We start from the raw sequence: 20372 nt of genomic DNA, 5'->3' as shown, positions 1-20372 counted from the left end.
GAGTTGACGATGCACAGGATCTGCGACATCAAGGATACTCAGTCCCAGCATATCCTCTGGACACCGCCGCAAGGTGGCTCGGGGCCCAATTACCCCAATATGTAATGGGAGTTGACGATGCACAGGAGCTGCGACATCAAGGATGCTCAGTCCCAGCATATCCTCTGGACACCACCGCAAGGCGGCTCGGGACCCAACTCCCCCAATATGTAACGGGGGAATGACACATAGGATACTCAGCCCGTCACAGTCCGGGCTTCACCATAAAGGGGCATGGGGCGGATCCGTGAGGGATCAATTGGATGATAAAAGGCGACATCGTCACCTTGTTGTCATCCTCTTCTGCCCTCGGCCGACGGGGCCGGAAAACGATGGCGCCAGGGCGGGATCCGCTGCTCCGACCTCGCCGTTTTTTTGAGCAAACAGGCTGAACCCCTGATGAATAGGCCCTGACAAGCGCGGCGCACCCCTGTATAGTTCGCGGCATTCAGGTTGTCCATCGGCCCCGTCATGCTTTCCCATGGATCGCGCTCCGAACGATCCAAGGCCGTATGAACCTGTGCAACCATCCCTGATAACCCATGACTTCTTAAGGGGGACAGATGATCACCGCCTACATCCTCAACAACAAGGTGCTGGACATCGTCACGCTCGGGCCGGACGACATCGTTCCCGACAACACCGTCTGGCTGGATGCCTACAAGCCGGACACGGCGGAGCGAGAATGGTTGACGGGCCTGTTCCTGGAAGAAGTGCCGGACAAGGAAGAGCTGGATGATATCGAGGCATCCGCCCGCTTCTACTGGGACACCGACGGCCTGCACATTCACTCCCTGTTTCCCCAGCGGATCGGGCGCGACACCAAGGGTGTCCACGTCTCCTTCACCCTGCGCCAGAACCTGCTGATCAGCATCCGCGAGGATGACATCGGCCTGGTACGCCTGCTGCGCCATTACATGCGCCAGGACCGGCTGGAGGTGGAAGATGCACTGGATATTCTGCTGGAAGTACAGAATCTGAAAGTGGAATATCTCTCCGATCTCATCGAAGATGGTTATAAAACACTGGAAAACACCGCAGACCAGATTTTTGAACCGGACCAGATCAATCCCATGCTCAAAGAGCTGATGGCCCAGGAAGAGGCCAACGGCCAGATCCGTCTCTCCCTGCACGATACCCGCCGCGCCCTGCGATTCCTCAAACGCAGCCTGCGCCAGCGCATGACCGGCGAGCAGAACAAGTGGATCGACGAGATGCTGCACGACGTGGAGTCCCTGCTGCCCCACACCCAGTTCCTGTTCGACAAGATCAACTTCCAGCTGGAGGCCTCCATGGGGGTGACCAATCTGGAGCAGAACAAGGTGATCAAGATCTTCTCGGTAGCCGCGGTGATCTTCCTGCCACCGACCCTGATAGCCAGCATCTACGGCATGAACTTCGGCCGGATGCCGGAGCTCGCCTGGGAATATGGCTATCCGCTCTCGCTGGTGCTGATGGTGATGTCGTCACTCGGAACCGGCCTCTTCTTCAAGCGCAAGGGCTGGCTCTGACCTGCCGGGTGGCCGCCAGCTTGAAACAGATCGGGGAGCCAAGGCTCCCCGATTAATTCCAGCCATCTTCCCGCCTTGTAAAGGCCCGGCCCCTGCCCCATATCCCCAGGTATCACTCACCCGATGCGGAGCAGACCGGGCCCCATGACCCTCTACCCCGAACACCGATATGACGATCACGGCCAGCTGCGCCCCCCGCTCTGGTTCTGGCCCATCGCCCTGCTGCTGACCCGCTCGGTCTGGCTGTTTCTGATGGCCGGGGTCACCCGCGAGAGCGGCAGCGCCATCCTGACCCTGTTCTATCCGGACCGGCTCAGCCTCTATCTCGGCCTCTTGAGCGATCTGCCCGCCATGCTGGCCCTGCTCGCCTACGGCGGTACCCATCAGCAGACGCAGAGCATCCGCGCCTGGCTCAGACGTCACAGCCGCGGCCTGCTGCTCTGCTCCACCCTGAGCGGCCTGGCGCTGCAACTGCACAGCCTCAACCTGCAGAAGTGGTCCTTCAGCTGGCCGACGGCCCTGGTGCTCATCGGCAGCCTGTGGGCACTCTGGTACCTGCTCAGGAGTCGTCAGCTGCGCGAATATGCGGTGGATCAGCCCCACGCCGGGAGTTGATCAACACCGTTCAATCTGCGTGATCAAGCCGGTCGGGAGGGGATGTGCCGGGCCGCCTATTGACGGCTGACCCGGATCTGCAGCCTCTGGCGCTCGCCGCCGCTGGCCGTGCTCATCCCCGACGGATTGGCGATTGCCGCCCCCTGGCTCCCCTGTGTGGTGGCAAGCTCCCCCACCGTCAACCACTCGCCGGGGGCACCGCTCACCTCGGTGGCGCTCTGCCCAGTCTTGATGTCACCCCGCTCTAACCTCGCCTGCTCGCTGCCAAGGGCGATCTGCACCCGCTCCCCCACCAGGGTGGCGGTGGCGTAGAGGCCGTTCACCAGCGGCACCATGCCCACCACCCGCCCTCCCCGCCAGCGATAGAAGGTGACTGGTTGATAGGATCCCATCTGCAGCAACACGGGGCGCCCGGAGAGGCCGCGCACCTGCCAGCTGTCACTCTGAGTGCGCTGGTACTGTTCTGCCCCTCCCTCCAGCAACCATTGCCGTCTGGCGTTGTCATTGCCGATCCCCACCCCTAGCTGCTGACTGCTCGAAGCGCCGTCCACCCGCCATTCGATGAGTAGGCTCTGGGGCGGCAGGTTGAGCTTGGTCAGCAGGGTCTCGGCCTCCTGCAACTGGGCGGGCGTGCCGCTTAGCACCAATTGGTTGCCCATGGCGCTCACCCCGAGATCCGGGTAGATCTCTCTGAGCGTCTGCGCCATGGCCTCGGCCTCGAACACGGGCACCACCTTGACCTCGGCCCGCAGGGGCAGTGCCCAGAGCCAGCACATACAGATTATCCAGCAGCCACCTCTCATCACCCTCTCCCCCACTTTTCTCGCCCTCATGAATGCATCATCGACCATGGACGGCCAATTGCAACGAGTCCGTGGCAAGCGGCCACCCAGGTTCGCGTGCCATGGCCAAAAGGGCTTCATTCGCATGCTTTTTGAACCCCTGAGTACGGCGCAAAAAAGAGACTCATTGAGGGACCAATCAATACAAATAAAAATGGTTATCATTTGTTGTCACAACAAGAACGCTCGGATACAATTCGGACTCATTTTTTCGAGCAGCCTCTGATGAAGCCAGATCCTGTCGTCTCCCGTACCCCTGCCACCATCCATCTAGCCATGTTGATCAACATGCTCTCCATGGGCAGCATGATGATGGTGATGCCACTTGGGCCCGATCTGGTCACCAGCCTCGGCATGCAATCGGAGCAGACCGGCTACTTCAGCGGCGGCGCCACCCTGGGGGCTGCGCTCATGGGGATCCTGGCCGCGCCCTGGCTCGATCGCTTCAATCGCAAACCCGCCTTGATCCTGTTGCTGACCCTGCGCTTCCTGTTGCTGATGGCCTGCGCCCTGGTGCAAGACAGCCAGCAGTTGCTGCTGCTGTTCATCCTGTCGGGCTGCGTGGCCGGCCCCCTCGCCGCCATCCTGATGGCCGCCGTGCTGGACCTGGTCCCCCCGGCGGAGCGTGGACGCCGCCTCGCCTACGTGGGCATGGCGTTTTCGCTGGCCGCCATCCTGGTCGTGCCCGCCGCCCTGACTCTGGCCCAGTGGCTCGGCTGGCAGACCCCCTTCCTGCTGTTCGGTGCCTGCGGCCTGCTGCTGGCCCTGGTGAGCAGCCGCCTGCTACCCTCCCTGCCGGTCAGCCCTGCTCCCCATGGCAAGGGACTGCGACAGTTGCTCAGCTCATCCCTCTGTCAGGGCGCCCTCGTCATCCTCTGTTTGCAGATGTTCGGCCACTTCCTGCTGATCCCGCACTTCGCCAACTATTTCCAGTTCAATCTGGGCTTCCCACGCCAGCAGATCGCCGCCCTTTATCTCTGTGGCGGCCTCGCCAGCATGGCCACCATGCGCCTGTGCGGTGGCTGGATCGATCAAGGACGAGCCCAGGGTGCCATCCTGCTCACCAGCCTGCTGCTGGCCCTGGTCACCCTGCTCGGCTTCGCCCTGCCGGCGGGCTTGCCCATCTATCTGCTGTTCACCCTCTTCATGGCGCTCAGTTCGGCTCGCGCCAGCACCACGCTGGCCATCACGGCGGCCATTCCGGCCCCCCATCAGCGCGCCGCCTTCATGTCATTCCAGGGCACGGTCACCAATGTGGCGGCCGGCCTTGGCAGCTTGCTCTCCGCCAGTTACCTGGTATCGGACGAGCAAGGCGCCCTGCACGGCTTCGCCGAGCTGGCCTGGATCAATATTGCCTGCGGCCTGTTGGCCTGCGCCGGTGTCTGGTTCCTCATCAGGGGGCTGGAGCGGATAAAGAATAACAATAACCCCGCGTCTGGCATCGCCAGACAAGGAAGTCAGTGAGCAGTCGGACCAGAAGAGTCCGACCCAAATAACCTCTGTTTTTCATGGAGCTTTAACAATGCAGTTGCAGCACGGCGTATTTAAATTAAACCCCATCCTGCTCTCCCTCGGGCTGATGGCCCTGCCGGGTCTGGCCCAGGCCGAGACGGTCAAGGCCAACGAGACCGTGGTCGTCACCGCGACCCAGACCAAGCACACCGAGTTCACCGCCCCGGCGAGCGTCTCCGTGGTGACCCGCGCAGACATCGACAAGATGAACGTGAACAACATCGGCGATGCGCTCAAGCATGTGCCCGGCGTCAACATCATTGCCACCAACCCCACCGGTCGCAACGAGATCAAGATCCGTGGCATGGGCGGTGACTACACCCTGCTGCTGATCAACGGCAAGCGCGTCAACGCCCGCGAAACCCTGGGCAGCGCCTATGGCAACGACTTCGACCTGAGCTCGATCCCCATGGCGGCCATCGAGCGCATCGAAGTGATCCGCGGCCCCGTCTCCTCCCTGTACGGTGCCGATGCCCTGGGGGGCGTGGTCAACGTGATCCTGCGCCAGGCCAAGGAGCAGACCGAAGCCGCCGTCAGCTACACCCACAGCATGCCCACCAAGGGGGATGGCGGTGACGCCAACCAGGGCAGCGCCTATGTGTCCGGTGCCCTCATCGACAACAAACTGCTCGGCAACATCGTGGTCGAAGGCTACCAGCGCGACCGCTGGAAGAGCGATCAGAGCAACAACCCGGACGCCGACGCCCTGGAAAAACGGGAAGTGGTCAACGTGCTGACCGGCCTGAAATGGCTGGTGTCCGACAACCAGGACATCGACTTCGATCTGGGCTACAACCAGAACGACATGGACAGCTACTTCAACAACGTGCCGCGTGCCCCGACCGCACCGGCCACCCCTCACAACGTGCAGAACCTGGATCGCCTGAGCCTGGGCGTGACCCACAACGGCCGTTGGGAGCACTTCGACAGCCGTCTGCGCTACTACTTCGAGCAGACCGACCTGATGGACGACTCCCAGCTCAACGGTGGCGCCGCCGATGTGACCCAGACCAACAACACCGTCGATGGTCAGGTCAGCGGCTACCTCGGGGATCACCTGCTCACCTCGGGTGCCGAGTTCCGCAAGACCGAGCTGGAGCACAGCCGCAACATCACCAACGGCAGCGTGGATGCCTCCCAGAGCGCCGTCTACCTGCAGGACGAGTTCAGCTTCGGTGATCTGGCCCTGACCCTCTCCGGCCGTCTGGATCACCACGAGACCTATGGCAACGAGTTCAGCCCCCGTGCCTACGCCCTCTACACCCTGACCGACGAATGGGTGATCAAGGGCGGCGCCGGCAAGGCGTTCAAGGCCCCGACCCTGGCGCAATCCAGCGAAGGCTTCTCCACCACCGCCTGCCGCGGCGCCTGCCAGGTCATCGGCAACCCGGATCTGAAACCGGAAACCGCCGTCAGCTATGAGCTGGGTACCGCCTACGAGAGCGCTCGCTTCGGCGCCGGCGTCACCGGCTTCCACAACGACATCGAGGATCTGATCCAGAGCGATCAATGGGGCCCGGGCTACCGTCCGAGCGTCATGACCTACCTCAACGTCAAGAAGGCGCGGGTCAAGGGTCTGGAGCTGACCGGCTGGGTTGACGTGCTGGACAACGTACAGCTGACCGGTAACTGGACCCTGCTGGACTCCGAAGACAAGAGCACCGGCGAGGATCTGGCCAAGACCCCGGATCACACCGGCAACATCGGCCTGGATTGGCAGGCGAGCGACGTGGTCAGCGCCAACCTGGCCTGGCAGTACGTGGGCAGCCAGATCATCAAGGTGCCGGCCCGCAACGCCCAGGCGTTCAAATCCGAGCACTACCAGACCCTGGACGTGAACACCAACTGGAAGGTCACGCCGGCCCTGGACTTCAAGCTCGGCATCACCAACCTCACCAACACCCAGCGTGATGAAGTGGCCACCGACGCCGACTTCATCCTGGAAGGTCGTACCGTCTACGCCGGGATCGATTACAAGCTGTAATCCCCCCCTGTGGGAGCTCCGGCAACGGGGCTCCCTTTTTGCGTTTCTACTGCTCTGACATGAAAGGAGTTTTTGCGTGCTCAGATACCAAACCCGGCTGTTCTGGCTCGGCGTACTGCTCCTCTTTCTGCTGATTTGTCTGTCACTGGCCACCGGGGCCGGTGTCTATGGTGGCCGTGAGGTCGCCGGTTTCCTCCTGGGCGACCCCGCCCTCGTGGCCGATGAAAAACTCGCCATGATAGTGCATACCTTGCGACTGCCCCGCACCCTGGCCGCCCTGGTGGTCGGTGTCTGCCTCGCGCTCGCCGCCTCCATGCTGCAAAGCGCTACCCGCAACCCCCTGGCCGAGCCCGGCCTGCTCGGGGTCAACGCCGGCGCCGTCTTCGCCCTGGTCATCGGGCTCACGTACTTCGGGGTCGAGTCCGCCTACGGTTACCTGCTCTGGTCCGGCCTCGGCGCCCTCATGGGCAACCTGGTCGTGCTCGGCCTCGGCCTCATGGTGGGCCGCTCCAACCCCCTCAAGCTCATTCTGGTCGGGGTTGCACTCTCCGCCACCTTCGGCGGCCTCTCCAACTTCCTTCTGCTCTCCAACAAGGTGGTGCTGGAACAGTTCCGCTTCTGGAACTTGGGGTCGCTGGCCGCCTCCAGCCTCGATGCCGTGCTGACGGTGATGCCCTTTGCCTTCGCAGCCCTGCTGCTGACCCTGGCCCTGTGCCGTCAGCTCACCCTGATGCAGATGGGGGACAACCAGGCCCAGGCACTCGGGATCCGCACCACCCGGGTGCGCATCGGGGTATTGCTCGCCGCCACCCTGTTCACCGCCTGCGCCATCGCCATCGCCGGCCCCATCGGCTTCGTCGGCTTCCTCGCCGCCTATTGCGCTCGCCTGGTGGAACCGGTGCGCCTCGCCATCCAGGTGCGCTTCTCCGCCCTGTTCGGGGTGCTGTTCCTGCTCGCCGCCGATGTGCTGGCGCGCTGGCTGCTGCAGCCGTTCGAGCTGCCCAACGGCGTCATTCTGGCGCTGATCGGTGCCCCCGTGCTCATCATGGTGGTGCGCAGCGGGGGCTTTCGCTCCCTTCTGGCCGTGAAATAAGGATGCCCCTGATGTCTGACTCGTCGCCGATGTCCACGACCGCACTGCCCGCCGGCACCTTCTGTCTGCGTCTTGGCAGCCGCACCCTGCTGCTCGATCGCCGGGCCTGGTTGATCACCACGGGGCTTTTGCTGGCCCTCATCTTGTTATCCCTGCTGGCGCTGACCTTAGGGTCAGGCAAGCTCAGCATGCTGGGAGTGGTCCAGACCCTGATGGGGGAAGGGAGCCGCCTGAGCGAGGTGACCGTGTTCAAGATCCGGTTGCCGCGCATCGTCGCCGTGCTGGTGGCGGGGGCCGCCATGGGCCTCTCCGGCTGCCTGGTACAGACCCTCATTCGCAACCGCCTCGCTACCCCGGACATGATAGGGGTCAACGAGGGGGCATCGCTCGCCATCATCATCTTCTCCCTCTACCTGACCCTCGGCAGCTGGCCCTGGTGGGCCGCCCCCCTCGGCGCCCTGTTCGCCGCCGCCGTGCTCTACGCCCTGTGCAACAAACCGGGGGAGCAAGGTTATCTGTTCGTGGTGATCGGCATCGGGGTCTCCGAGCTGATGAACGCCATCGGCCAGTTCGTCATGTCCACCCAGTCCCTGGTGCACCTCACCAGCCTCTATCTGTGGAACATGGGCAACTTCGTCGGCCAGGGTTATGGCACCGTGCTGCCGGTGGCCATCATCATCCTGCTGATCTGCCCCTGGATTGTGTACCTCTCCCGCGCCCTCGGGGTACTGCGCCTCGGTCCCGTTACCGCTCAGACCCTGGGGGTGAACGTCAACCGGGTGCAGCTCGGGGTGCTGGCCCAGGCCATCGTGGTGGCGGCGCTCGGCACCGCCATCGGTGGCCCCGTGGTGTTCATCGCCATGGCAGCCCCCATCCTCGCCTCCTGGCTCTCCCGGGACAGGGTGGTGCCGCTGTGGATAGCCGCCCTGTGCGGCGCCCTGCTGCTGCTCGCGAGCGACACCCTGGTGCGGGTGCTGGCCAGCCCCCACGAGGTGGCCACCGGCATCATGACCCGCATTCTCGGCGGCATCCTGCTGCTGTTCGTGCTCATCAAAGACAGGCAGAAGGCCGACTGATGCAGACATTTATCCTGATCAATCAACGACAAGGGGCTCTTCGATGACGCTCTCCACGAACGGCCTCCACTTCGGCTACCAGCAAAAAGCCGTGTTCCAGGACGTCTCCTTCACCATTCCCAAGGGCAAGCTGGTGGGTATCGTCGGCCCGAACGGAGGCGGTAAATCCACCCTGCTGAAACTGCTGGCAGGGCAGGAGCAGCCCCAGCGCGGGGAGATCCTGCTCAAGGGCAAGCCCCTTGGCAGCTACGGCATGAAGGCCCTGGCCCGGGAGCTCGCCTATCTGCCCCAGCGCCCCCTGGTACCCGCCGGCATACTGGTAGAACAGCTGGTGCAATACGGCCGCCACCCCCATCAGGGTTGGTTCAATCAATGGAGCGAGGAGGATGCGCGCATGGTGCGCTGGGCCTGCGAGCGGATGCAGCTGGAGTCCATCTGGCATCAGAGCGCCAGCTCCCTCTCCGGCGGCCAGGCCCAGCGGGTCTGGCTCGCCATGGTGCTGGCCCAGGATGCGGACATCATCTTGCTGGACGAGCCCACCAGCGCGCTGGACATCGGCCACCAGACCGAGGTGATGGAAGCCATCCACCAGATCACCGCAGAGGGCAAGACGGTACTCATCGTCATCCACGATCTCGCCACCGCCGCCCGCTACTGCGACGAGCTGATCGCCCTCGGCAACGGCGGCATCCAGGCCATGGGACCGGCGCGGGAGGTGGTCACCAAGCCCCTCATCGATCGCCTCTACCACACCGATGTGGACATACTGCATGCCCCCGGCGATGGCGCCCCCGTCATAGTGCCGCGTCGGCACTCAGCAACCGTGCCGGACCGGCGCGCAGAACCAGGTGCCAGACAGGTGAATGAATAAAGCCCAGCCCTGCCAGAGATAAAAAAACCGCCATCACGGCGGTTTTTTTATCTCTCATTTCTGATGTTTAGTCCCATCAAAGCGCCAGCAGGGTGAGCACTCCCCCCGGCAGCCGCTGCCAGTGCAGGGTGCAGCCCCAGCCGGCGGGCAGGTCCGGGGCCAGCGCCGTCTTCAGACCCAGACGCAGGGTTTGGGCCCCCATGGCCGACCAGCTGGCATCAAGGAAGTCAAAGTAGCGGCCCACTCTGAGGTAGAGCCCCTTGAACAGGCTCTCCTTGGCCGAGAACACCAGGGTCAGCCCCTCTGCCAGGGTCAACCCCGCGCTCGCCGCCCCCGCGCCCAGTCGCGCCCACTCCCCCTCATCGACGATGCCGGGCCAAAGCTGGCTGACTTGCGCCTCTGACAGCCAGGCCTCCAGATCCAGTCCGAGCCCGGCACCGACCGGGCGCACCGCGCACAGGGCCACCCCTTCCCCGAGCAGCTGACTGTGGCTGATGCTGCCCTCCATCCCCGCGGGCCAACAGGGTGCCCTGTCCGGCCCGATGCTGACCGCGCTCCCTCTCAGTCCGAAGGGTGCGAGGGCCTCACGGGCCGCCAGGCGGCCCGCCAGAAACTCCCCCTGCCGCTTGGCCACGGCGCGCGCAAGGGCTGCGGGCAGCAGCATCTCGTGGTCCGCGAAGCTAGCCGGCGTCAAGGCGGCGGGATCAAAGCTGATCCGATGGATGGGCAAGGAGGCCATCCCCGCCACGCTCAGCACATCGATGTGGCGGATAAAACCGGTCGCAGGCGCCGTGGCGGGGAGGGAAGCGGGCATGGAAACCTCTCTCAGTGGGGAGCCTGATGGTACCAAAGCTCCACCATGGATCGCCACAAATACAAATGACAACGTTTCTCACTTAAGACTGTGGTAGCATGTTCCCGCCCATTTGGGGCCAATTAAACCGGACGCATCGCCCCGACCCATCGTCAACCCGAGCGCCCGCCGCATTCACCCATAAGGATGTAACCATGAAGATCTCCTCCCCCCTGGCCGCCGCCCTGATGCTGGCGAGCCTGGTCGGTTTCCAGGCCCAGGCCGGGACTCGCCAGGTCATCGATGCCAACGGCCAGTCCCAAACCGTCCCGGATGCTCCCGCGCGCGTCGTCGTGCTGGGTGAGCTCGACCTGGACGCCGCCCTGACCCTGGGTGTGCAGCCGGTCGGCACCGTCAATGGGCGCGGTCAGGCCACCCTGCCCCGCTATCTGCTGGACAAGGCGGGCAAGGAGATAAGCGTGGTGGGGGATCTGGACAACCCCAATCTGGAGAAGCTCATCGATCTGGAGCCGGATCTCATCCTGACCGCCCAGACCAAACCCGAGCTGCTGACCCTGCTCAACGAAATCGCCCCCACCGTCGTCACCGGCAACTGGGGTGAGCCCTGGAAGCAGGTGTTCCAGCGCACCGCCCTGGTGCTGAACAAGGAAGCCGAAGGCAAGGCCTTCCTGGCCCAGTACGACGCCCGTCTGCAGGAGGCCCGCAGCAAGCTTGCCAAGCATCAGGGTGAGCAGGTGAGCATAGTGCGCTGGAACCCCAAGGGGCCGAGCTACATGCACGGCAGCACCTTCGCCAGCAGCGTGGTGCAGGAGATGGGGCTGGCCCGCCCACCGCACCAGGTCGGTGACAAGAGCCCCCACTCCCCGGCCCTGAGCCTCGAATCCCTCAATCTGCTGGACGGTGACTGGCTGGTGATCGGCACCCTGAGCGCCAGCGGCGATGCGGTGGATGCCATGAAACAGGCCGAGCAGACCCCCGCCTTCCAGCAGCTCAGCGCCATCAAGGGCAAGCGCTTCGGCGCCGTGGACGGGTCCCTCTGGACCTCCACCGGCGGCCCCCAGGCGGCTCTTCGGGTGATAAGCGACGTGGAGCAGTTGATGAGCAAGCCGGACGCCGCCCCCATCACCCGCTGATACCGCCTCGCACGGATCAACACGGATAAAAAAGCCCGCATCATGCGGGCTTTTGTCTGGCTGGCGGGTGGAGCCGTGCTGACGAGACCAGGACTCCGAGGCGGGATCCGGCCTGTCAAACATCGGATAAGCCAGAAAGGGGCAAACCACCAATCATGTTTATTTTTGCAGCATATCAGCACTGCAAAACCACAAGCTGGCAGCTCAACCCATTGCCACGACTCATTCAGGCAGTGGCAACGCCTTTCTATCCAATTTCCCGCTGCCGGTCTTGGGCAGGGCATCCAGCAAGATGATGCGGGCCGGCACCATGTAGTAGGGCAGGCTCTCCTGCAGCCCCTTGCGCAGGGCAAGCCGGTTGAGGGTCACCCCACTTTTAGCCTCCACATAGCCCACCAGCATGGCCTCGTCTCCCTCGCCGATGAGCCGCACCGCCGCCTCCTGCACCCCGGCCTGGCGACGCAGGCCCGCCTCCACCTCCCCGAGTTCGATGCGAAAGCCCCGCAACTTGACCTGATCGTCGCGCCGCCCCAGGTAGCGGTACTTGTCCCCCCCGAGGGCACGCACCCGATCGCCGGTGCGATAGAGGCGATGGGTGTCAAGGCGCAGGAAGGCAGCTGCCGTCAGGGCGGGCTTGCGCCAATACCCCTCGCACAGGGCCGGGCTCTCGATGCAGAGCTCCCCCTCCTCCCCATCGGCCACCGGTTGCCCCGCGCCGTCCAGCACCCAGTGCCGATAGCCCGGCAGGCTGTGACCTATGGTGATGCGTCCGTCGGTCAGTGGCAGGCGCACCTCGCTCACCAGAGACCAGACGGTGGCCTCGGTCGGGCCATAGCAGTTCCAGAGCCGCCGGGTACGGGTGCAGAGCTGCTCGGCCAGGCCCGCGTCCAGCGCCTCGCCACCGCACAGGGCGGTGAGGTGCTCGCTCCCCTGCCAGTCGGCTTTCAGCAGCATGCGCCAGCAGGCGGGGGTCGCCTGCAGCCAGTTGATGGTGGTGTCCGCCGCCAGCAGGGCCATCATCCCCAGGGGATCCTTGTTGTGATCGTTGTCCGCCACCGTCAGGCGGCCGCCCCCCCAGAGCGGCCCCAGCATCTCCAGCAGGGAGATGTCGAAGGCCGGGGTGGTGATAAAGAGCCAGTGACAACTCGGCGATAGGCCGAGCCGCTCGCGGATCCCGTCGAGGAAGCAGAGCAGGGCACGCCGGCTGATGACCACCCCCTTGGGCTCGCCGGTGGAGCCGGAGGTGAACATCATGTAGGCGGCCAGGGCGTCATCCACCGGAGGCCAGATGCAGGCCTCCTCGTTCAGAACTTCCTTACCCGGAGTCTCGCCACGTCCTTCCCCCCTTCTCGCGCCAAGTGGACGCAGGGGGCAGCCAAACGCGGGGCAGCCCTCGACTTCATCACAGAGCACCGCCGAGAGCCGCGCCTGACGGGCGATGCCCTGCAGCCGCTCCACCGGAAAATCCGGCTCGAGGGGCACGAAGGTGAGCCCGAGGCGCAGACAGGCGAGCAGGCTGGCCACCAGATCCGGGGATCGCGCCAGGTAGAGACCGACCCGCTCCCCTACGCCTAAGCCGCGCAGGCTGGCGGCTATCTGGCCGACTCGCGCCTCCAGCGCTCCATAACTTTGCCACTGACCGTTCATGGCGATGGCGGGGGCGAGCGGCGTCCCCCCCAGCACCCGAGCCAACCGCACGCCGAGCCCCTGCTCACCCTGCTGGGCAATAGGGGAGAGCTCCCCTTGCCGTGGGTTGAGCCTTGTTGCCGTCGTCATAGTACCTCCTCGGGCAGGCGCACCAGCCAGTGGTTGAACAGATGCGCCGGCGACCCCTGCTCTTTGAGCCGTTGCAGACTCAGGGCCCCGTGACGGGCGCCGAACGCCTCGTTGAGAGCCGCCAACAGGGCGAGCTGCTGCACCGAGTCGATGCCAAGGGCGCTCAACGCCTGCTGCCAGCTCGCATCCTGACCGCAATGGTGTTGCCACAGGGTCAGCAGTCGACAGGCCTCAGCCTCAATCGGCATGGATGGGGTCGACATGGCCTCGCTCGCCACCGGAGCCGCCACAGCGCCAAGCGCCCTGGCATCCGCCAGCCGGGCAGGTTCGGCGAGGCTCACGCCTGCCAGCCACTCGAGCTCGGCGACCCATAGGGCCAGCACGGCTTGCGCACGTCCCTGCGCTATCTGCTCGCCGTCGAATTCGAGGCGCAGGTTGAGCTGGCCGCCGCGGGCGTTGACCACAAGCGACAGAGGCAGCTCTACCTTCTCCACCACGGCGCCAAACTGCGGCACCAGCTGATGGGGCTCGAGGGTCGCCGGCGGCGATGGCATGGGGTAGTTCTCGAACACGAACAGGCTCTGGAACAGGCGCGGGCCACCCCGGGTCAGGGCCGCCAGGGACTGGGTGCCGTGCTGGTTCAGGGCCAGCAAGTCTCCCTGCAACTGAGCGATATGCTGCGCCAGAGTCAGATCGGTGCGCCAATCCAGGGCCAGCGGCAGGCTGTTGATATAGAGCCCGACGCTTTGGGTTATTCCCTCGATGGGGAAGTCCCGGCCCGGGGTCACGTTGCCCACCAGGGTCACAGGGTCGCCACAGTGACGGGCCAGCAGTCGATGCCAGGCGTACTGGGCCAAGAGGCCTGCTGTGACCCCCAGCTCGCGGGCCCGGCTCTCCAGCTGTCCGGAGATCTCCGGGGCCAGGGGCTGGCCGCACAGCGCGGGGCGCTGCTGGGTGAGGCGTCCACTCAGGCCAGATTCGAGGGCCACCCCGAACAGGGCCGACAGATCATTGGATCTCGCCAGCAGATCTTCGCGTCCCTGCCAGTAGGCGGCGCTGCTGGCGGACTGGCTGGCGATATGGCGGCCGAAGGCGAGCCAGGCGGTATCGGGGCTCACCTCGGGTGCCGTGTCCTGATTCCGGGCCTGCGTCATCGACTGCTGATAGCCGCGATGCACCGACCCCAGCAGCACTGGGCCGCTCCAGCCATCGAGCACGGCGTGGTGAGCGCTCAGGATCACCTTGTGGTGATCGGGAGCCAGTTTGAAGCAGGCGATGCGCAGCAGGGGAGCCTGATCCAGTGGTATGGGTCTGGTCAGGTCCTGCTGACGATAAGCCTGAACCCGTACCTCGGCATCCCCAAGCCCGGACAAGTCCTCATAGTGGAAGGGCAGATCGGCCCTGGCCATGATGCGCTGCAGCGCCACCCCGTCCGCCAGGACGAGGGCGGCTCTGAGCACGGGCCAACGGGCGAGCTGGGCCTGCCAGGCAGCACGATACGTGGCCACATCCAGCACCTGGCAATAGCTTATCTCGGTTTGCAGGTGGTAGGCGCTATCAGTTGGCACCAGAGCCCTGTGATGCAGCATGCTCTGCTGCAAGGAGGTCATGGGCAAAAGGGTCTCCACCTCGCCGCCAGCCTCTGCCTCGTCCAGCACCCCATCCAGGGCGGCCTGGGTCAGAGCCAGCCCCGGGAAGTCGCTCGGGGTGCGGCGCGGTTTGGCTTGCGCGCAGCAGGCGTTCACCAGGGCCTCGATATTGGCCGCCAGCGCCGCCATCAGGGCGTCGCTCGCTTCCTGGTTGAGGGCACCGACCTGGCGCAGGGTGAGGCAGCCGCCGTAGACGCCGCCGTGCAGGCTGATGAGCTCGCGCGGCAGGTTCTGTGGCGCCGAGGGTTGGCCCGGCGCCACCGGCAGGGGCTGCCAGGGGGCCGGAGTGCCTCTGTGGGAGACCCCCAGATAGTTGAAGACGATGGCGGAGTGAGGCAGTTCATCCCCTCCGGGATGGTGCAGACGCAAGGCGTTGAAGCCCACCCCCTTGTCCGGCACGGCCCGCAGCCGCTCCTTGGTGTCGCAGACCAGATCGCTCCAGGACGGGTTATTGGCCAGCGCCAGCGGATAGGTGCTGGTGAACCAGCCGAGGGTGCGGCTCACATCCAGTTGCGGATCGATAACTTCACGGCCATGCCCTTCCAGCATCACGCACTGTTTGGTGCCGTAACCCAACTCGCTCAGGGTGCGAGTCAGGGCCGCCAGCAGCAGATCCGGCACCTGGGTCAGGTGGGCCTGGTTGGCCTCATCGATAAGGCGGGCGGTGATCTGCTCATCCAGGCGCAACAGACTCGCGGCGGCGCGGCCATCGGGGGCGCGCTGCGCCTCCAGCAAGTCTTGCTCGCTGCCCTCCCCTTGCGCCTGCCAGAACGCCAGCTGCGCCGCTTCACGGCTCGCATAGGCGGCCAGCCCCTCTCCCCACTGGCGATAACTGCTGCCCTTGGCAGGCAGCGGACGCCCCTCGGCGAGGCGCACCAGATCCTCGGCCAGGATGCGCCAGGAGACGGCATCGATGACCAGATGGTGGAAGGCAATAAAGAGCCCCTCAACGGGCTCGGCATCCGCCTTATTTTCAAGGTGGCTTTCGAGGTGGTTCTCAAGGTGACTGAGCCGCGCCCAGGCCAGGGTCTGGCCCTGCTCGGGGACAAAGCTCCCCTGCCACTGGGTCAATCTGGCCTGCAACTCGGACTCACCCAGCCCGGCCGCATCCAGTCGATGCAGGGGCGGCAGGGGAAGTTCGGGCAGATAGCGCTGGCCGGCCGGGGTGACCGCGAGGCGCAGGGCGTCGTGGTGGGCGCGCAGGATGTTCATCCAGCCCATCAGCGCCGCGTCGTCGATACCGGCGGGCAGGCGCAGTATCACCCCCTGATTCCAGTGGCCGGACTGGGCGAAGCCCTGCTCGAAGAACCAGTGCTGAATGGGGTGTAGGGGGAATTCGCCCTCCAGCACGCCCTGCTCCGTCTGGTGGCTGACCGCCTGCTGCTGGCCGAGCTGGCGGCAGAGGCGGCGCACCGTCTTGGCCTCGAACACGTCCTTGACGCTGCAATGCAGGCCGGCGTCCCGCAGGCGGGTGGTGAGCTGGATGCTGAGGATGGAATCACCGCCTAAGCGGAAGAAGTCATCCTCCACGCCGAGGGGCTGCTTGAGTACCGTCTGCCAGATGGCGAGCACGGTCTGCTCCAGCTCTCCTTGCGGCTCGCCCTTGCTCTCCTGCCAACTGATGGCAGGCAGGCGGCGCAAGTCCAGCTTGCCGTTGGGAGTGAGCGGCATCTCGGGCAGCCAGCACAGGCGCACCGGCACCATGTATTCGGGCAGGCACTCGCCGGCCCGTTGCAGCAGGGCCTCGGCATCCGGCTCGGGCGCCCCGGCTTGCAGGCAGGCGTACGCTAACAGGCGAGCCTCCTGCACCACCACCTTGATCTGGCGGATGGCAGGTTCAATGGCGGCAATCTGGGTCTCTATCTCGCCGGGCTCGATGCGATAGCCCCTGAGCTTTATCTGCTCGTCAATGCGGCCCAGATACTGGATGTTGCCGTCACGGCGTTTGAGAGCCCGGTCCCCGGTGCGGTAGAGGCGATGGCGCCGAGCCCCTGTGCTGCTGACCAGGGTGCGCTCGATAAAGACGTCTTGGGTGCGATCCGGCAGGTTGAGGTAGCCGCGGGCGAGGCCGAGGCCGGTCAGGCAGAGCTCGCCGGGCACCCCCACCGGGCAGGGGTTACCCGCCTCATCCAGGATCACCGCCTTCAGGTTGTCGATGGGCTGGCCTATGGTGATGGGCTCGCCCGGATGCAGGCGCGCGCAGAGCGCGGTCACGGTGCACTCGGTCGGACCATACATGTTGTAGAGCGCGACCCGGTTCCCCCAGCGCTCCACCAGGGAGCTGGGGCAGGCCTCGCCGCCGAAGCCGATGGCCCGCAGCGACCCGAGATCCGCCGCTGGCAACAGGTTCGCGAGCAGGGCCGTCGGCAGGATCATGTGGCTGGCGCCCTTGGCCATGGCGGCGGCGATCACCCCCTCCCCCGGCTCGCCGAAGTGCAGGGCGGCGCCGCAGTAAAGGGGCAGCAAGGTGGTCATGTTGCCCGCATCGAACGAGAGAGACATGGAGTTGAACATGGCGCCACTGTGATCAAGCGCGATGCGCGCCCCGTGATCCGCCATCAGGTTGACCAGGCTGCCCTGCTCCACCATGACCCCCTTGGGCAGACCTGTGCTGCCCGAGGTGTAGATGATCTGTGCCAGCATGGCGGCATCGCGGGAAACGGCGGGGACGCTGGTCGGCATCTCAGCCAGCACCAGGGCGTGCAGGTTGTGATACTCGGCCGCCGTGCCTACCAGCGCCGCGGCAAGGTGCGCGTCCGGCTCGCCCCCCAGCACCAGGCCGATGGCGGCGTCACTCAAGATATGGGCCAGCCGATCGGCGGGATAGGCGGGGTCCAGCGGCACATAGGCTGCCCCCACCTTCCAGCAGGCCAGCAGGCCAATGACGAAGGCCGACTCCCGCTTGGCCTGCAGACCGATGGCAGCGCCAGGGGTCACCCCCTGGGCCAGCAGCCAGTGCGCCAACCGGTTGGCCTCGGCCTCCAGCGCGCCATAGCTGAGCGCATGCTGATCATCGCTGACCGCCAGGGCGTCGGGTCTGGCCGCCGCACGGCGCTCGATATGGCAGAGCAGGGTGTCGCGGCTCGGGTAGTCGACCGGCAGGCTCGCAAGCTCCAACCCCAGGGCTGCGTCGTCCATGCCCGCTTCCAGCGGCAGCTGCCAGATGTCGGTCTCGGGGGCGGCCACCACGGCGCGCATCAGGTGCAGCAGGCGATCGGCGTAAGCCTCTATGGTGGCGCGCTCGAACAGGGCGGTGGCGAACAGCCAGTCCACCCGCACCGAGTCCGTCAGCTCGGTCACCTTCACCGAGATATCTGTCTTGGCGGGCAGCACCGGGGAAGTCTCCTCCACCAGCTCGCAGCCGGGGATGAGATCGTTGAAATCCACCTTGGCCTGATACACCAGCATGATCTGGAAGATGGGGTTGATAGCGGTAGTGCGATCTGCGCCTATGGCTTCGGCCAGCGCCTCAAACCGATAGAGTTGATGGTCAAAGGCAGCCAAATCCTCTTCCCGACACTGCTGCAGGTAATCCACGAAGCTCGGTCGCCCCTCCAGCCGAGTTCTCAACACGAGCGTGTTGACGAAAAAGCCCACCAGGGACTCGATCTCGTGGCGCTCGCGGTAGGCAAGCGGGGTGCCGATGACCACCTCCTTCTCCCCGCTCTGGCGCACCATCAAGAGGGCGAACAGGGCGTGCAGGCCGATGAAGTTCGAGGTGCTGTGACGCTGGCACAGGCGCTTGAAGCTGTCCCAGAGACTGTTGTCTATGGTGGAGAAGACCAGCTCGCCGCCGCTGCCCTGATGGGCTGGGCGGGGCTTGTCGAGGGGCAGACCGTGCACCTCGGGGCTGCCCCCCAGGCGGTCCACCCAGAACGGCTTGAACTCGGCGTGATAGTCGAGAAAGTGCGGGGAGTTGAACCAGTGGGCGTAGTCCAGATAGTTGAGCGGCAACTCGGCCACCTGCAGGGGCTCCCGGTTCTGGTGGGCGAGAAAGGCGCGCTTCAAGTCCGCGAACATGTTCTTGACCGACCAGCCGTCGGAGATGATGTGGTGCTGGGTGATCAGCAGCACATGCTCACGAGTCCCCAACCGGATCAGATTGACCCGGCTCAAGTCCCCTTTGGTCAACGAGAAGGGACGGCCAATCTCCTCACGCACTCGGCGGGCCACATAGGCCTCGCGCTCGGCAGACGGCTCACCGCTCACATCTTCAATCTGCAGCTTGAACGGGGCATGGGGCAGGATCTCCTGGGCTCCCCTGCCCGCCGCGTCCTTGACGAAGCGGGTGCGCATGCTGGGGTGGCGCGCAAACAGGTGATCGAAGGCAAATTCCAGCGCCGCGGTGTCGAGATCGCCACGCACCCGGAAGTAGACCGGCATGTTGTAGAGGTGGGAGGCCTCTTCGTATTGCTCGATAAACCAGAGCCCGCTCTGGGAGGAGGAGAGCGGCCCCTGCAGGGTGCTCTTCGCCTCCTCAGAAACGGCGATGGGCGCCTCGAAGGCGGCGCGGGCGGCCAGAGCGCGCACCAGCTCATCCTTGTGGGCCTTGATTTGGGCGCCGATGGCGGGGGTCACCGCCTCCTTGCTCGACTGGGAGATGAGCTGCCCCTTGTCGTTCAGGGCCAGCTTGACCCCTTGGCGCTCCAGCTGCTTGAGCAGCGTGATCATATTGTTCATCTGTCTTTGAGTCCTCAGGCGCTCAGGGTGGCGCCGCCGTCGACGACCAGATCCTGCAGAGTGATATGGCTGGCCAGATCGGAAGCCAGGAAGAGGACGCTGTGGGCTATCTCTTGCGCCGTCGCAATCTTGCGAAGTGGTATGCCGAGCTTGAACTGATCCGGCAGCCCCGCGATGGTGCGGGCCATGGCCCCTTCATCCGGCAGCATGCCGCGCAGCATCTCGGTGTCCGTCGAGCCCGGCGACACCAGGTTGACCCGCACGCCGAAGGGGGCCAGTTCCAGTCCCACCGTCTGGGTCAGGCTGGTGACCGCCGCCTTGGAGGCGCAATAGGCCGCCATCTGCATGCGCGGCACATGGGCGGCGTTGGAGCCTATGGTGACGATGGCACCGCGCCGCTGCCCCTTGAAGTGGGGCACCAGGGCCCGCAGCAGGTAGAAGACGCCGCTGGCGTTGACCGCGAGGCAATCATCCCAATCGGCATCGCTCAAGGCTTCAGTGGGCCCGAGGCGCAACACCCCGGCACCATTGACCAGCACATCCAGCCCGCCGTCCGCCAGCAGCTGAGCGCAGCAGGCATTGACCGCCCCCGAGTCACGAATGTCGAGCACCCGGGTGGCGAAGGGGTAATCCTCATAGGGGAAGGCCAGATCCAGCCCCACCACGCTGGCGCCGGCGGCCACGAACTGCTCGGCCACCTCGCGCCCGATGCCGCGCCCTGCCCCGGTTACCCAGACCCGTTTGCCACGAAAATCGAAGGTCATATTCTGTTTGTCC

The 20372-nt window shown here is 65.1% G+C and carries 14 protein-coding genes and 1 pseudogene; 10 read left to right on the top strand and 5 right to left on the bottom strand.

Translation table 11 applies throughout. The annotated features are described in order from the left end of the window. Nucleotides 1-9: 9 nt before the first annotated feature. From VZC39_RS08580 to VZC39_RS08565, 4 genes and pseudogenes are all read left to right on the top strand, one after another. The gene (locus VZC39_RS08580) at nt 10-105 is read left to right on the top strand and encodes a 4Fe-4S dicluster domain-containing protein (protein WP_434667546.1); all 96 of its coding nucleotides are present in this window, start codon (nt 10-12) and stop codon (nt 103-105) included. 18 nt (nt 106-123) lie between these two features. Beyond that, nucleotides 124-213, top strand: a pseudogene (locus tag VZC39_RS08575) (4Fe-4S dicluster domain-containing protein); the annotation flags it as partial. Between the two features lie 389 nt (nt 214-602). Then, nucleotides 603-1550 carry a magnesium/cobalt transporter CorA gene (corA, locus tag VZC39_RS08570; protein ID WP_349921974.1) on the top strand — a complete coding sequence of 316 codons (948 nt, stop codon included), beginning with the start codon at nt 603-605 and terminating at the stop codon, nt 1548-1550. A 144-nt stretch (nt 1551-1694) separates the two neighbouring features. Beyond that, the gene (locus tag VZC39_RS08565; protein ID WP_349922438.1) at nt 1695-2165 is read left to right on the top strand and encodes a DUF2919 domain-containing protein; all 471 of its coding nucleotides are present in this window, start codon (nt 1695-1697) and stop codon (nt 2163-2165) included. 56 nt (nt 2166-2221) lie between these two features. Here the strand turns inward: VZC39_RS08565 and VZC39_RS08560 are convergent, their stop codons facing one another. Next, the gene (locus VZC39_RS08560) at nt 2222-2941 is read right to left on the bottom strand and encodes a hypothetical protein (RefSeq protein WP_434667543.1); all 720 of its coding nucleotides are present in this window, start codon (nt 2939-2941) and stop codon (nt 2222-2224) included. A 291-nt stretch (nt 2942-3232) separates the two neighbouring features. Here VZC39_RS08560 and VZC39_RS08555 point away from each other — a divergent pair, with 291 nt between their 5' ends. The 5 genes from VZC39_RS08555 (at nt 3233) to VZC39_RS08535 (ending at nt 9543) form a co-directional block, all read left to right on the top strand. Continuing rightward, nucleotides 3233-4471: an MFS transporter gene (locus VZC39_RS08555; RefSeq protein WP_434667540.1), complete on the top strand. Its 1239-nt coding sequence runs from the start codon at nt 3233-3235 to the stop codon at nt 4469-4471. A 58-nt stretch (nt 4472-4529) separates the two neighbouring features. Continuing rightward, entirely contained in the window at nt 4530-6503 is a 1974-nt protein-coding gene (locus tag VZC39_RS08550) for a siderophore amonabactin TonB-dependent receptor (protein WP_349921971.1), read from the top strand. 76 nt (nt 6504-6579) lie between these two features. Continuing rightward, nucleotides 6580-7596, top strand: coding sequence for an amonabactin ABC transporter permease subunit 2 (locus tag VZC39_RS08545; protein ID WP_349921970.1), 1017 nt, complete (start codon nt 6580-6582; stop codon nt 7594-7596). Nucleotides 7597-7607: 11 nt separating this feature from the next. Beyond that, a complete protein-coding gene (locus VZC39_RS08540) occupies nt 7608-8672 on the top strand; it encodes an amonabactin ABC transporter permease subunit 1 (RefSeq protein WP_434667535.1) in 1065 nt (354 codons plus the stop codon). A 43-nt stretch (nt 8673-8715) separates the two neighbouring features. Next, on the top strand, nt 8716-9543 hold the full coding sequence (locus VZC39_RS08535; protein ID WP_434667532.1) for an amonabactin ABC transporter ATP-binding protein: 828 nt from the start codon (nt 8716-8718) through the stop codon (nt 9541-9543). A gap of 76 nt (nt 9544-9619) precedes the next feature. Here VZC39_RS08535 and VZC39_RS08530 read toward each other — a convergent pair whose 3' ends face one another. Beyond that, the gene (locus VZC39_RS08530; RefSeq protein ID WP_434667529.1) at nt 9620-10357 is read right to left on the bottom strand and encodes a 4'-phosphopantetheinyl transferase family protein; all 738 of its coding nucleotides are present in this window, start codon (nt 10355-10357) and stop codon (nt 9620-9622) included. Between the two features lie 194 nt (nt 10358-10551). Between VZC39_RS08530 and VZC39_RS08525 the strand changes: the two genes are divergently transcribed. After that, nucleotides 10552-11490 (top strand): iron-siderophore ABC transporter substrate-binding protein, encoded by a 939-nt coding sequence (locus VZC39_RS08525; protein WP_349921966.1) that lies wholly within the window; start codon nt 10552-10554, stop codon nt 11488-11490. Nucleotides 11491-11712: 222 nt separating this feature from the next. Here the strand turns inward: VZC39_RS08525 and VZC39_RS08520 are convergent, their stop codons facing one another. The 3 genes from VZC39_RS08520 to dhbA are packed head-to-tail and all read right to left on the bottom strand — an operon-like array spanning nt 11713 to nt 20359. Then, a complete protein-coding gene (locus tag VZC39_RS08520) occupies nt 11713-13266 on the bottom strand; it encodes an amino acid adenylation domain-containing protein (protein WP_434667526.1) in 1554 nt (517 codons plus the stop codon). Further along, a complete protein-coding gene (locus tag VZC39_RS08515; protein WP_434667523.1) occupies nt 13263-19595 on the bottom strand; it encodes an amino acid adenylation domain-containing protein in 6333 nt (2110 codons plus the stop codon). The genes VZC39_RS08520 and VZC39_RS08515 overlap by 4 nt, the downstream gene beginning before the upstream one ends. A gap of 14 nt (nt 19596-19609) precedes the next feature. After that, nucleotides 19610-20359: a 2,3-dihydro-2,3-dihydroxybenzoate dehydrogenase gene (gene dhbA, locus VZC39_RS08510; RefSeq protein ID WP_434668430.1), complete on the bottom strand. Its 750-nt coding sequence runs from the start codon at nt 20357-20359 to the stop codon at nt 19610-19612. Between the last annotated feature and the right edge of the window lie 13 nt (nt 20360-20372).

It is taken from the genome of Aeromonas sp. NJAU223 (genome assembly GCF_051125555.1).
In the GTDB taxonomy this organism is placed as follows: domain Bacteria; phylum Pseudomonadota; class Gammaproteobacteria; order Enterobacterales; family Aeromonadaceae; genus Aeromonas; species Aeromonas veronii_G.
The sequence above is the reverse complement of the archived record's forward strand: the minus strand, read 5'-3'. Positions and strand labels throughout refer to the sequence as shown.